This is a genomic window from Aeromonas sp., from assembly GCF_050633025.1.
Lineage (GTDB): Bacteria > Pseudomonadota > Gammaproteobacteria > Enterobacterales > Aeromonadaceae > Aeromonas.
The window spans coordinates 1-12,911 of the sequence record NZ_JBODRQ010000101.1 but is presented as its reverse complement, the minus strand read 5'-3'; the positions used below and the strand labels follow the sequence as shown (position 1 = coordinate 12,911).

The 12,911-nt window shown below is 61.7% G+C and carries 12 protein-coding genes; 7 read left to right on the top strand and 5 right to left on the bottom strand.

Features of this window, described 5'->3' with window-relative positions:
• Positions 1-43 precede the first annotated feature (43 nt).
• Positions 44-775: a 16S rRNA (uracil(1498)-N(3))-methyltransferase gene (gene rsmE / locus ACRAUW_RS13345; RefSeq protein WP_431362659.1), complete on the top strand. Its 732-nt coding sequence runs from the start codon at positions 44-46 to the stop codon at positions 773-775.
• 93 nt (positions 776-868) lie between these two features.
• A complete protein-coding gene (gene gshB / locus ACRAUW_RS13340) occupies positions 869-1,822 on the top strand; it encodes a glutathione synthase (RefSeq protein WP_040098063.1) in 954 nt (317 codons plus the stop codon).
• A gap of 84 nt (positions 1,823-1,906) precedes the next feature.
• On the opposite strand, the gene ACRAUW_RS13335 is transcribed toward gshB, so the two are convergent.
• Positions 1,907-3,532, bottom strand: a complete 1,626-nt coding sequence (locus ACRAUW_RS13335; protein WP_431362658.1) for a methyl-accepting chemotaxis protein — start codon at positions 3,530-3,532, stop codon at positions 1,907-1,909.
• Between the two features lie 117 nt (positions 3,533-3,649).
• Here ACRAUW_RS13335 and ACRAUW_RS13330 point away from each other — a divergent pair, with 117 nt between their 5' ends.
• Entirely contained in the window at positions 3,650-4,204 is a 555-nt protein-coding gene (locus ACRAUW_RS13330; RefSeq protein ID WP_431362657.1) for a YqgE/AlgH family protein, read from the top strand.
• 46 nt (positions 4,205-4,250) lie between these two features.
• Positions 4,251-4,673 carry a Holliday junction resolvase RuvX gene (ruvX, locus tag ACRAUW_RS13325; protein WP_431362656.1) on the top strand — a complete coding sequence of 141 codons (423 nt, stop codon included), beginning with the start codon at positions 4,251-4,253 and terminating at the stop codon, positions 4,671-4,673.
• 52 nt (positions 4,674-4,725) lie between these two features.
• On the opposite strand, the gene yidZ is transcribed toward ruvX, so the two are convergent.
• The gene (gene yidZ / locus ACRAUW_RS13320) at positions 4,726-5,697 is read right to left on the bottom strand and encodes an HTH-type transcriptional regulator YidZ (protein ID WP_431362655.1); all 972 of its coding nucleotides are present in this window, start codon (positions 5,695-5,697) and stop codon (positions 4,726-4,728) included.
• Positions 5,698-5,715: 18 nt separating this feature from the next.
• Complete coding sequence (locus ACRAUW_RS13315; protein WP_431362654.1) at positions 5,716-6,888, bottom strand: MFS transporter; 1,173 nt, start codon at positions 6,886-6,888, stop codon at positions 5,716-5,718.
• Between the two features lie 351 nt (positions 6,889-7,239).
• Here ACRAUW_RS13315 and ACRAUW_RS13310 point away from each other — a divergent pair, with 351 nt between their 5' ends.
• Genes ACRAUW_RS13310 through ACRAUW_RS13300 form a run of 3 tightly spaced genes read left to right on the top strand, consistent with a single transcriptional unit; the run spans position 7,240 to position 11,199 of the window.
• Entirely contained in the window at positions 7,240-8,169 is a 930-nt protein-coding gene (locus ACRAUW_RS13310) for an AAA family ATPase (RefSeq protein WP_431362653.1), read from the top strand.
• On the top strand, positions 8,169-9,164 hold the full coding sequence (locus ACRAUW_RS13305) for a DUF58 domain-containing protein (RefSeq protein WP_431362652.1): 996 nt from the start codon (positions 8,169-8,171) through the stop codon (positions 9,162-9,164). The genes ACRAUW_RS13310 and ACRAUW_RS13305 overlap by 1 nt, the downstream gene beginning before the upstream one ends.
• Entirely contained in the window at positions 9,151-11,199 is a 2,049-nt protein-coding gene (locus ACRAUW_RS13300) for a transglutaminase TgpA family protein (RefSeq protein WP_431362651.1), read from the top strand. Before ACRAUW_RS13305 ends, ACRAUW_RS13300 begins: the two co-directional genes overlap by 14 nt.
• Here the strand turns inward: ACRAUW_RS13300 and ACRAUW_RS13295 are convergent.
• Together ACRAUW_RS13295 and ACRAUW_RS13290 are read right to left on the bottom strand one after the other, a co-directional pair.
• Entirely contained in the window at positions 11,150-12,202 is a 1,053-nt protein-coding gene (locus tag ACRAUW_RS13295; RefSeq protein WP_431362650.1) for a hypothetical protein, read from the bottom strand. The two genes, ACRAUW_RS13300 and ACRAUW_RS13295, sit on opposite strands and share 50 nt — an antisense overlap.
• A 23-nt stretch (positions 12,203-12,225) precedes the next feature.
• Positions 12,226-12,911 (bottom strand): transporter substrate-binding domain-containing protein (locus ACRAUW_RS13290; protein ID WP_431362649.1); only part of this gene is annotated, 686 nt, incomplete at its 5' end.

Sequence of the window (12,911 nt, the reverse complement as noted above, 5' to 3'; positions counted from 1 at the left end):
GCAGGATATGAAGGGTTTCCAAGCAAGAGACTGACAAGCAGCCATGCGCATTCCACGTATCTATGAACCGGCCACCTTGCAAGTTGGCCAGACCATCGCCCTGTCGGAAGACGGCGCCAACCATATCGGCCGGGTACTGCGCATGCAGCCGGGCCAGCAGCTCGAGCTGTTCAATGGCGATGGCAAGCAATATCCCGCCACCATAGCCCTAGTCGGCAAGAAGTCGGTGGAGGTGACCATCGACAGCTGCGACGTCCAATCGGTGGAGTCACCGCTGGCCATCCACCTCGGTCAGGTGATCAGCCGTGGCGACAAGATGGACTTCACCATCCAGAAATCGGTGGAGCTGGGCGTCACCTGCATCACCCCGCTCTTCTCCGAGCGCTGCGGCGTCAAGCTGCCGGCCGATCGGCTGGAGAAGAAGCGCGAACAGTGGCAGAAGGTGGTGATCAGCGCCTGCGAACAGTGCGGCCGCAACGTGGTGCCCGAAGTGCGCATGCCGATGGAGCTGGACGCCTGGCTGGCGGAAGAGACCAAAGAGCTCAAGCTCAACCTGCACCCGCGCGCCCCTTACAGCATCAACACCCTGCCCGTTCCCGAGCACGGCGTGCGCCTGCTGATTGGCCCGGAAGGGGGATTGTCGAGCGACGAGATCGCCCGTACCGTGCAGGAAGATTTCAAAGAGATGCTGCTGGGACCGCGGGTGCTGCGCACCGAAACCGCCGCCCTGACTGCGATAACTGCGCTGCAGTGCCGCTTTGGCGATCTCGCTTGATAAAATAAGCTGCATCGACGCCGCCGCAAGCGGCCGATTACGCTGCGCTAATCGACCCAACAACCCTATCGAGCCATTAAAAAGGAACAGCGGATGACCATTAAACTCGGCATCGTGATGGACCCCATCTCGGCCATCAACATCAAGAAAGATTCCAGCTTTGCCATGCTCGAAGAGGCGCAAAAGCGCGGCTATGAGCTCTTCTATCTGGAGATGAAGGATCTCTACATGGAAGCCGGTCGCGCCTTTGGCACCATGCGCCCGCTAACCGTCAAATATGACTATGCCGACTGGTACACGCTGGGCGAGGTGGTGGATCAACCTCTTTCGAACCTTGATGTGATCCTGATGCGCAAGGATCCGCCGTTCGACACCGAATTTATCTACGCCACCTACATGCTGGAGCGGGCCGAGGATGAGGGCTGCCTTATCGTCAACAAGCCGCAGAGCCTGCGCGACGCCAACGAAAAGCTCTACACCGCCTGGTTTGCTGAGCACACCCCGACCACCCTGGTAACCCGCCGCGCCGACAAGCTGCGCGCCTTCCACGCGAAGCACAAAGACGTGATCTTGAAGCCCTTGGACGGCATGGGCGGCGCCTCCATCTTCCGCATGAAGGAGGATGACGCCAACGTCGGGGTGATTATCGAGACCCTGACCGCCCACGGCAGCCAGTACTGCATGGCGCAGACCTATCTGCCCGCCATCAAGGATGGCGACAAGCGGGTGCTGGTGGTGGACGGTGAACCGGTTCCCTACTGTCTGGCCCGCATTCCGGCGCAAGGCGAAACCCGTGGCAATCTGGCGGCCGGTGGCCGTGGTGAAGCGCGTCCCCTGAGCGAAGCGGACTGGGCCATCGCCCGCGCGGTGGGCCCGACCCTGAAAGAGAAAGGGCTCATCTTCGTCGGTCTCGATATCATCGGCGATCGGCTGACCGAGATTAACGTCACCAGCCCGACCTGCATTCGCGAGATTGAAGCCGCCTTCGATGTGCACATCACCGGCATGCTGATGGATGCCATCGAGCGTCGGCTGGCCAAGGCCTGAGCCAGCACCGGCTAGAGGTTCATAACAAGAGGCGGCCCCGGGGCCGCCTCTTCTGTTTCCTGCTGCGTGCGTTGGTATGAAGGCCTAACAGCGGAACTGCCCCACCTTCTGCTTGAGATCGCTCGATAGCTGCTCCAGCTCGTGGCAACTCTGGTTCAGCTCGGAGGCCGCCGCCGTCGATTCGGTCGCAATATGGGCGATATTGACCACGTTGCGGGTGATATCTTCAGCCACCTTGCTCTGCTCCTCGGCGGCGGTGGCGATATGGGTATTGAGTTCGTTGATCATCTCCACCGAGGTGACGATCTCGCCGAGTGCCTTGCCACAGGCAAGCACGGTGCGGTTGGACTCCTCGACCTGCTCCAGCCCCTGCATCATGCTGTTGGCGGCCTCGCTCGCCCCCTGCTGCAGCTTGACGATGGTCTTGCCGATCTCTTCGGTGGAACGCTGGGTGCGTTGGGAAAGTGTGCGAACCTCATCCGCCACCACCGCAAAACCGCGCCCCTGATCCCCTGCCCGCGCCGCTTCGATGGCGGCGTTGAGCGCCAGCAGGTTGGTCTGCTCGGCAATGCCGCGAATGGCATCCATCACGCTGCTGATATCGCGGCTGTCATCGGCCAACTGGGTGATCATCGCCGCCGTACTCTGGATATGGGAAGAGAGGGAGGACATGTGCTGGATGGCATCTTCCACCACCTCATGACCATGGCGGGCACTCTGGTCGGCCACTCTGGCCGCATCGGCAGCTCCGGACGAGCTGTTGGCCACCTCGGCCACGGTTGCGCTCATCTGGTTCATGGCGGTGGCGGTCTGATCGGTTTCCCCCTGTTGCTTGGCAAAGCGCTGGCGACTCTCGACCCCGATATGGGCCAGGCGGGCAGACTCCTTGGCAAGGTGCTCCGCCATCTCGTTGATCTGGTTAATCAAACCGCGGAAGTGGCTGATCACCTGATTAAGCGATTGGGCCAGCCCTCCCATCTCGTCCTTGCGCAAGACCGGAACCTGCTGGCTCAGGTCGAGATCCCGCTGCATCCCGCTCAGCACCTGTCCCATGGCCGCCAGCGGCTGACTGACGCTGCGTCCGGCCCAGACGCCGAAGAAGAGTACGCAGGCCACTCCCACCAGAAACAGCACGATAAAGAGCCGAAACAACTGCTGCCTGAGATCGTTGAGCTCGCCGATGTGCTGCTCCGCCTCTTTGAGCTGGAACTCCACCAGCGCACTGACCCCGTCACTGACCGGATCGATCACACCGTAGAGGGGCATGATGCGAGCAGAGAGCTGATCCCGCTCAGCCCCCTGCATCTGATCCAGTACCGCCACCACGGCGGCAATCTGCTGATCCGCCACGCCAAACAGCGCCTGTACTTTGGCCGCCTCCCGTTGCTCGGTCTGGCTCATCTCACCACCGCTATATTGGCGCCAGATCTGCGCTATCTCATGTTGCGCCTGCAGCATGTCGGCCTTGGCCTGTAACGGTGCTACGCCCCCGACGTTGACCTTGTTGGCCGCATCGATCACCTTGACCGCGTAGAGATCGGCGACCTGCTTGAGCTCCTTGAGCTGCACCACCTCCCCCTGATACATGGCGTTCATCCCCGTCATCAGCTGGGACATCGCCTGACTCGCGCCCACCAGCAGCGCCAGCAGTGCCAACAGCGGCACCACACAACCCAGGATCAACTTCTGCCTGATTGAAATACCTTCCATGACTTTCTCTCCAATGAAACAGATTGACTGGTCTGAACCGGCCGCCAAAAAGCAGTTTTGCCAGACGAAGCGAGCTGCCATAATTGACTGCAAATACCTTTGCAATATTTGGCCCATATGCAAACACTGCAAAACCACTTCCTGCTTGCCATGCCAAGCCTGACGGATCCCTACTTTGAGCGTTCGCTGGTCTATCTGTGCGAGCACAACGAAGAGGGCGCCATGGGCTTGGTCGTCAACATTCCGGTGGAGATGTCGCTGGAAACCATGCTGACCCAGCTCAAGCTCAACCCGCCCAATAACCCGGAGCTCAAGCAGCCGGTGCTGCAGGGGGGACCGGTTCACGCCGATCGCGGCTTTGTGCTGCACAGCTTCCGCCCCGGCTTCAACTCCACCATGCAGGTGGGGGATGAGATGATGGTGACCACCTCCAAGGATATTCTGGAAACCCTGGGTACGAGCGAGGCCCCTGCCCATTGGCTGGTGGCTCTTGGTTATGCAGGCTGGAGTGCCGGTCAGCTGGAGCAGGAGTTGGTGGACGGCGCCTGGCTGGTGATCCCCTCCAATCCGGCCCTGGTGTTCAAGACCCCCATTCACAAACGTTGGCAGCAAGCCGCCGCCAGCATAGGGGTGAACCCGGTTCACCTCTCCAGCGACATCGGTCACGGCTGATGCAATCTGCTATGCAATTTGCAACGCATTCTGAGGAAATTATCCAATGTTATCACGCGGCATCATGGGCTTTGACTATGGCACCAAGAGCATTGGCGTCGCCATCGGTCAGGAGCTGACTGGCACTGCCCAGCCTCTGCGCGCCCTCAAAGCCAACGACGGCATCCCCAACTGGGACGAGATTGAGAAGCTGCTCAAGGAGTGGCAACCGGACCTGCTCATTGTCGGCCTGCCGCTGAACATGGATGGCACCGATCAGGAGATCACGGTACGGGCCCGCAAATTCGGTAACCGGCTGCATGGCCGTTTCGGCAAACCGGTGGAATTCAAGGATGAGCGACTCACCACCACAGATGCCCGCGCCCGGCTGTTTGAGCGAGGCGGCTATCGCGCGCTGGAAAAAGGCAGCGTGGACGGGGTATCGGCGCAGCTGATCGTCGAAGCCTGGATGGAAGAGCAGTACAACTAAACCATCAACAGCAAGGCAAGGGTCGCAGCCCTTGCCTTGCCCCCGCATTGCCTCATCGCGTTGGTTGCGCCAATTCGCCGTTGTAGAGTCTCTTGATCTCGCTACGCAGCCACATCACCTTGGCATCCTGATTGTGCCGTTTGTGCCACAACAGGATGAAGGCGATCTCCAGCTGGGCGTAGAGCTTCTCGGGTAGCGGCAGCGGCATGGCGATCAGATTGCCATGATGCCGACTGGCATACCCCCCGCAGTAGGAGGGGGCCACCGCAATCAGCTCGTGACTCGACTGGGAGGCGATATGCAGCGCTTGCTCGAAGCTGGAGACCATGATGGGCACCTCCCGCTTCAACCCCTCGTCCTCCAGCAGGCTGTCGAGAGCCCAGGTATCATTCGCTTCCCACACCATGCTGATCTGGGGGCAGGCCAGAAAGTTCTCCAGCGACCACTTCTGCTCGAGCAGCGGGTGATCCTTACGCAGAAAAACCACCGGGCGATCGGTGAACAGCACCTCGTGATCGATGTAGTAGGGCAACCGGTTGACCTTGGCTTGGGAGCGGCCATGGGTCTCGCGGGCACAGAAGCCGAGATCCGCATCGCCGTTGACGATGTCGTTGAGGGAGTGGTGATCCCACCCCAGCATCCTGACCACCGAGTTGGGGTACTTCTGGTAGATGGTCATGGGCAGATCGCTCAGAAAGCTGATGTAGAAGGGGGACTCCATCACCAGCGTGAAGCGTGCACCATCGGGGATCGCCTCGCTATTGAGCGAGGTGATGCTGTCGGTGAGCTGGAACCAGACCTTCAGCTCCTCCTCCAGGGTCAGGGAGAGGTTAGTGGGCTGCAACCCCTGCCGCACCCGCACAAACAGGGGATCGTCAAACCACTCCCGTAATTTGGCCAGCGACTTGCTCACCGCAGACGGGGTGACACAGAGTTTTTTGGCCGCCCCTGCCACACTGCGCTCCTGCATCAGGAACTTGAAGACCACCAGCAGGTTCAAATCGAGTTCACCCAGATTGCGCATATCCCCTCTCATCTTCCATCAGCCCTGCGACCGCGCTTCACGAAGCGCGAGCCATGGTAACAGCCCTTTGACAGCCAGGTAACTGAGCAGTGCCAGCAGCAGGGCGCAGATCAGCATCTCGGACGGGGCAAAGCCAAGTTGGCCCAACAGCCAGATATAGAGGCCGGAGAGACTGATCTGCATGATGCAGAGCACGGCGCTGGCAAACGCCACATTGTGCTGGCAACCATCGAGCGCCTCCCCCATCGCCACCCCGAAGCCGCAGGAAAACCCGACACAGACCAGCGCAAACGCCGGCAGCAACAGATGGATATCACCCCCCGTCTGCCAGCTGCCGAACAGTGAGCACGCCGCCAGCAGATAGGAGAGATGAGACACCGCCAGCACTTTCTGTTTGCCCAGCCAGCGCAACAACAGCGGAGTCAGGAAGGAGGTGGACATACTCACCCCGGCCATCACCATCATCACGATGGAATACTGCTCGGTAGTGAAGCCAAACTCCTTCATCAGGATCAGCGGCGAGACGCTGACATAGACCAGAATGGCGGTCACGCTGGCACTGGTCAGCAGGGAGAGCAGCATAAAGCGCGGCGAGCGCAGCAGGGCAAAGGGCAGCGCAGCTCCACTGTCCGGTTGCCGGGCTGGGCGGGTCTCCTTGAGCAGCAGCAAGTTCACCAGACCGCTGACGGCAGCCACCAGCGCCATCGCCACGAAGATCGCGCGCCAGTCAAAATGGGACAGGATGAGATAACCGAGCACCGGCGCCAGCACCGGGATCACGCAGATCACCCCGTTGATCATCGAGAGCGCCATCGCCAGCCGCTCCTGACTCAGCACATCCCGCAGCACGGTAAAGGTCATGATATAGAGCGCACCGGCCCCGACTCCCTGCCAGAAACGGCCGAGGTAGAACTGGTTGATCCCCTCGGCATGACCCGCCACCAGCGAGGCGATGACAAAAATCAGCGCCCCCCCCAGCACCACCCAGCGCCGCCCGTAGCGATCGGCAATCATTCCCCCCAGCAGCACGGTGGCCGCCATGCCAAACAGATAGATGGAGAAGGCGGTGTGGATCTGCGCCTCGCTCGCCTGCAGGGTATCGGCAATCCGGGGCACGGCGACCAGATAGAGATCGATCCCGACCGGATAGAGGATAATCATCAGAAAAGTGCACAACAGGAATACAGGCATGAACACTCCATAACAGATTGGCGTGCCGATGCCTGCCAGATCACAGCGACAGGCGAACAGTAGCGGGGCCAAGGTGGTGACAAAGGTAGCAACACAGCGCGTCGCAATGGGGGCAACTATATGGGTGCCCACCGCCCCCAGCTAGTGAAGAGATGGCGATCGGTACATTCCAATCAGGAAATATTCTATTGAACTACGTGCCATAGTGGCCATATTGCATCAACCAGACACTGTAATAAACCGGGTCACCTCCCACCCATTGCCATCCCTGCGCAGCACTTTTACCTCCCTTCTGTTATCCGCCTTCGCGGGTGTATAAGCTGTAGGTGCGACGCAATACAGGGAATGTGTATGAAGGGAATGAAGAGAGAAGAGCAGGTTGCCGGGCTGCTGGCAGCATTGGAGCAAGTCATTCTGGGCAAGCCACTGCAGCTGAAAATCGCGCTGGTCACCCTGCTGGCCCGTGGCCACCTGCTGATCGAGGATCTGCCCGGTATGGGCAAGACCACCCTGGCCCACGCCCTGGCGCAAGTGCTGGGGCTTGGGTGTCGGCGAATGCAATTCACCGCCGATCTGCTCCCCGCCGACCTGCTGGGGTTGCAGATTTTTGACCCCCAGCAGCAAACATTTCGCTTTCACCCCGGCCCCATCTTCACCCAGGTGTTGCTGGCGGACGAGATCAACCGCGCCAGCCCAAAGGTGCAGAGCGCCCTGCTGGAGGCGATGGCCGAGGGCAAGGTGAGCATTGAGGGGAATACGCATCCTCTCCCCGATCCGTTTTTTGTCATCGCCACCCAGAATCCGGCGGATCAGGCGGGCACCTATCCGCTGCCGGAATCCCAGCTCGACCGCTTCGCCGTGCGACTCTCGCTGGGCTTTCCGCCGCGAGAAGCGGAGCGCCAGTTGCTGCGGGGCCACCAGCCGATGGGCCCGTTGCCCGCCATGCTGAATGCCCCCGAGCTCGCCGCCCTGCAAGCGGAGGGGGATGCCATCCATGTTTCCGATGCCACCCTCGACTACCTGCTGGCGCTGGTGCACCAGAGCCGCTTTGATGGGGATCTGCCACAGCCCCTCTCCCCCCGTGCAGCCCAGACCTTGCTGGCGGTGAGCCGGGCCTGGGCACTGGTGGCGGGACGACGCTTCGTCACGGTGGAGGATGTGCAGGCGGTCTTTCCCTATGTGGCGGAGCATCGGTTGCGGGGCAGCTTTGGCGTGCAGCATGGCGAGGCCTGCCCCCTGAGCCAGCGGTTGCTGGCCAGGGTCGACCCGGACCATCCCTGATGAACACATTGCTTAGCCGTTGGCAGCAGTGGCGAGCCCGCTGGCAGCGGCGCTGGCTCGATCGCCGTATTCCCCCGGCCCACCAGATCACGCTGGGTACCCGCAGCCTCTTTATCCTCCCCACCCGCATGGGGCTGCTCTATCTGCTGGTGCTGCTCGCCATCTACCTGCTCGGCACCAACTACCAGAACAATCTGGTGCTGCTGGTGGCCTACTGCCTCGGCAGCCTGTTTATGGCCGCCATGTGGCTGACCCACCGCAATCTGCTGGGGTTGGAGCTGCTGGGGGGCCCGCTGGTGCTGGGGGAAGCGGGTAGCCAGCTGCCGATCCGTATCTTGGTTCAAAGCCCGCGCCCGTTGCAGGCACTCAGCTTTAGCCTCAACGAAGGCACCCTCTGGCTGGCACAGGCAGACGCTGTGCCCAGCTCAGTTATCCTGCCAGTATCGGGCTCGCGTCGTGGGGCACTGCCCCTTGGCCGATTGCGGGTCGAGAGCCGCTACCCTCTCGGTCTGTTTCGCTGCTGGTCCCTGCTGGACTTGCAACTGGAGGGCTGGCTCTCTCCCAAACCGGTATTCGGCGCGTTAAGAGGGGAGCATGCGACCCAAAGCGAGGGGCATCAGGGCCAACCCGCTCCGGCCACTCTCGGTGACTTCGATACCCTGCGGACACATCAGGCCGGTGAACCACTGAGCCGAGTCGCCTGGAAGCAACTTGCCCAAGGGCGCGGCCTGCTGACCAAACAGTTCCATGAACCGCAGCAGGATGACACTCACCTCACCTTGCAGCGGGTCGCGGGCGGGGATCTGGAGCAGCGGCTGGCGGTGCTGGCCTGGTGGTGCGCCGATTACGGCAAGCGGGGCATCCCCTTCACCCTGACGCTGGCAAACCAGACGCTGGGGCCCGATAGTGGCGCCACCTTTGTGCAGCGCTGCCTGCTGGCACTAGCCCAGTTCGATGCCACACCACCGAAGAGCACGCCCGATGCTGCTCGATAACCGCCGCCTGCTACCACTCATCGCCCTGCAACAGCTGCTGCTGGTCGCGGCGCTCTGGCCCCAGTTGCAACTCTGGGTGGTGGCAGTGGGCGCCATCACCCTCGGCGTCCGGGCCATGATGCTGTGGCGTGGCTGGCCACCCCTGCCTGCCCGCGGGTTGGCGTTGCTGGCCATCACTACTGTGGTGTTGCTGGGGTTGCAGTGGCGTGGTCTGGGCACTCTGCCCGCCCTGATCAATCTGCTCTGGCTCGGCTATAGCCTGAAGATGATCGAGGTGCGGCGCGAGCGGGATATCGAGCAGGTGCTGCTGCTCGCCTTCTTTCTGATCGCGCTGGCGCTGGTGCAGCGACAAAGCATCGGCTGGACGGCCGGGATGGCGGTGGCGCTCTGGCTGGCAGTGACAACGCTGGTGGCCGCTATAGCGCCCGAGCAAAAACGGCCTTGGCGCAGTGCCGGTGGCACACTTCTGCTGGCGCTGCCCTTGCTTATCACTCTGTTTTTGCTGCTGCCAAGGCTCCCGCCCCTCTGGCAGATGCCCACCACCAGCCGCGCCCTGTCGGGGCTCTCGGAAGAGCTAGCCCCCGGCGATATCAGCGAACTGGTCAACTCCTCGGAACTGGCCTTTCGGGTCACTTTTGCCGATGGCCCGCCCCCGGCCCGCGAACGCTACTTTCCGGTGATGCGCCAAGAGGTTTTCGATGGCCAGCGCTGGTTGCTGAGCCCCGAGGTCAAAGCATGGCAGCAGAGAGTGCCGGTGCAGACCGGGCTGACCCTTCTGGCATCCTCTTCACAGGCCAACACTCAACTGGCAGATAACCCGTTGCCCTCCGGGAGCTACGAGGTGATTGCCGAGCCCCAGCGCCACCGCTGGGCCTTTGCCCTGAGTGACCCCCGTCTGCTGGCGGGCCCGGTGCTGCTTACCCCTCTCGACACCCTCTATCGTCAGGGGAGCGGCGAGGTGGCGATCCGCTATCGCATTGGCCGCGGCGAAGCGCAGCCAGAGGACGACAGCCAAGCCGCCCAGCGCAACCTGCAACTGCCAGCCGGAGGCAACCCGAGAGCGCGCGCCCATGGCCAAGGGCTGGCCGCACGCCATCCGGATCGCGCAGAGCTGGTTGCAGCCCTACTCGCGCAGTTTCGCAGCCAATCCTATTACTACACCCTGACCCCGCCACAACTTGGCCGTGACGGGGTGGATGAGTTCCTGTTCGATACTCGGCGCGGCTTTTGCGGCCACTACGCCATGGCGACCGCCTTCGTGCTGCGCGCTGCCGACATTCCGGCACGGCTGGTCACCGGTTATCTCGGTGGCGAGTGGAATCCCACAGGCAACTATCTGGCGGTACACCAGTTCGATGCTCACGCCTGGGTGGAGTATCTCGATGAAGGTGGATCATGGCGGCGAATCGACCCCACGGCGGCAGTGGCGCCGGAGCGTATTGAAGGCGGCGTGAGGGAAGCGCTGAGCGACGAGTTTACCGCCGCCGACCCCCTCGCTTTGCAGCGTTATCGCAACTGGGCCTTGCTCAATCAGCTGCGCTGGTGGGGCAACAATATCGACTACCAGTGGAGCCGCTGGGTGATTGGCCACGATGCGGGCCAACTCTGGCAGCAAATCGGCTCGCGCTGGCCTGCACTGGCGGGACATTCCCCCTGGTTGATCCTCGCCAGCCTGATGCTGGTCGCCCTGCTGGTAAGCCTGCCCCTGCTGTTGCCCACCCGCCTGCCGCCAGAGCGGCGTATCTGGCTGCCCCTGCTCAAGCGGGGCAAACGCAGCGGCTACCCACCCCAGCCCGCCGAGAGCATGGGGGCATGGTGCGAGCGGCTGGCGCTGCTGCGTCCTGACCTTGCCCACCCCTTGTTGCAGGCGGCCTGGCTCTATCGCCGCTGGCGTTATGCCCCATTGACAAAGGGCCAGCGCCGCCGCATCTTCCAAGCCCTGAACCGCAGACTGCGCCAAGTGATCCGCAATTGGTCCGCGGCGACTAGAGACCCAGCAGCTCACCCTCACGCAGGGGAGTCGTACCGGCAATAAAAAGCACCTCCTCCCCGGCAACCACCAAGGGTGACAGCAGACGGGCATAACAGACACCTGCAACCCCGGCGTTGAGCTGGCAACGTTCGCCACTGGCCGGGTCCAGCAGTTCGGCCAAGGGTTGACCGACCACCACCGATTGCCCAGGGGAGACCAGATAGTGAACGATGCCGCCCATAGGGGCCTGCACACCTTCAACACCGGCCAGCGGCGTGGCATTGACAGGAGGAGACAACTCGGTGGAGAGCGGGCGCACCAGCCATCCTCGTTCGGTCAGCAGATCGAGCAGTCGCTCACAATCTTGCGCCATCAGATCGGGAGCCAGATCCCGCTGACCCCGCAGCTCCACCGTCACCGCCAGGGGCACTGGCCAGTCGGCCTCTCCCCGCAGAGGATACCAGTTCTGGAGCAGAGCATCGTCAAACGACATGCCACCCGCCTCCTCGGCGATAAGGATCGCTTCAGCCCCCAACCGGCGTCCTATGGTTTCCAGCTCCGCCTGCTGGCGCGTGTTGCCATAAAAATGCACCACAGCCTCGCTATCACAGTGCAGATCCAGCACCAGATCGGCCTCCAGCGCCCATCCGAACAGGATCTGCTGCAGCCGCTCCAACTCTCCGCCAACCGACAGTCCGGCGAGCCGCTCCAGCAGTAAGGATCGCGCCTTGGTCAGGCTGTCGCACTGTTCACCGGCACGAGTCAACCTGGGATAACCGCGATTGAAGTTGCGCCCACTTCCCAACTCGAAACGCCCCTCATGACGCGCGAGAAAACGCTGATTTATCCCGACCGGATTGGACAGAGGCAGCAGGCGGATGCGCCCACGCAGGGCCCCCGCCAGCTCCAGATTGACCAGCGCCTCCCGCAACCGGTGCAACACCAGCACACCTGGCAATTCGTCAGCATGAAGCCCTGCTTGCAGATAAGCCAAAGGGCCCTTGTCACCAAACTCCCAAGCCTGAAGTTCATAGCGACCACTCCCGACGGGGGCAGGTAATTCCATCTTTATCAGCTTCATTGAAAACCTTATTCGTATTGGTCGTAATCGAAATATTTGTCGTTAATCTGCTTGTAGGTACCGTTGGCCAGGATGTTCTTGAGGGCAGCATTGATACGGGCAAGCAGAACCTTATCCTGATGGCGCACCGCGATACCCGAGCCCACCCCGAAGTAGTTGGGGTCATCCATACTCGGCCCGAAGAAGTCAAAACCGGCAGATCCCTCACGCTTCTTGAGCTCCATCCCGACCCCTATCTCGACCACGATGGCAGTGAGTCGTCCCGCCTGCAGATCAAGCCAAGCCTGCTCCGGCGAGCCATAGGTCGTCACGGTAGCCCCCGCCTTGCCATAGATGTCACGAACATAGTTTTCCTGAATCGACCCCATCTGGACGCCAATTTTCTGCCCCTTCATGGATTCGGGGTCGCCGCTCAGCGTTGTCCCCTTGACCCCGATGAAACGGGAGTAGCCCCCCTCATACTTGTCACTGAAAGCCACGGCCTTCTTGCGCTCCTCGGTGATAGCCATGGAGGCGACAATCGCATCGAACTTGCGTGCCTTGAGGGCCGGGATCATGCCATCGAAGTCATATTGAACGATCGTGCACTGCGCCTTCATCTCGCTACAGAGTGCGTTGGCGATATCTACATCGAAACCGGCCAGGCTACCATCTGGCTGGACCGTGCTGTAAGGGGGAAAGGTGCCATCAGTGG

Bases quoted from the DNA above. Each gene is read 5' to 3' on its own strand.
- rsmE (WP_431362659.1), top strand. From the start codon at position 44: ATGCGCATTCCACGTATCTATGAACCGGCCACCTTGCAAGTTGGCCAG.
- gshB (WP_040098063.1), top strand. From the start codon at position 869: ATGACCATTAAACTCGGCATCGTGATGGACCCCATCTCGGCCATCAAC.
- ACRAUW_RS13335 (WP_431362658.1), bottom strand. From the start codon at position 3,532: ATGGAAGGTATTTCAATCAGGCAGAAGTTGATCCTGGGTTGTGTGGTG.
- ACRAUW_RS13330 (WP_431362657.1), top strand. From the start codon at position 3,650: ATGCAAACACTGCAAAACCACTTCCTGCTTGCCATGCCAAGCCTGACG.
- ruvX (WP_431362656.1), top strand. From the start codon at position 4,251: ATGTTATCACGCGGCATCATGGGCTTTGACTATGGCACCAAGAGCATT.
- yidZ (WP_431362655.1), bottom strand. From the start codon at position 5,697: ATGCGCAATCTGGGTGAACTCGATTTGAACCTGCTGGTGGTCTTCAAG.
- ACRAUW_RS13315 (WP_431362654.1), bottom strand. From the start codon at position 6,888: ATGCCTGTATTCCTGTTGTGCACTTTTCTGATGATTATCCTCTATCCG.
- ACRAUW_RS13310 (WP_431362653.1), top strand. From the start codon at position 7,240: ATGAAGGGAATGAAGAGAGAAGAGCAGGTTGCCGGGCTGCTGGCAGCA.
- ACRAUW_RS13305 (WP_431362652.1), top strand. From the start codon at position 8,169: ATGAACACATTGCTTAGCCGTTGGCAGCAGTGGCGAGCCCGCTGGCAG.
- ACRAUW_RS13300 (WP_431362651.1), top strand. From the start codon at position 9,151: ATGCTGCTCGATAACCGCCGCCTGCTACCACTCATCGCCCTGCAACAG.
- ACRAUW_RS13295 (WP_431362650.1), bottom strand. From the start codon at position 12,202: ATGGAATTACCTGCCCCCGTCGGGAGTGGTCGCTATGAACTTCAGGCT.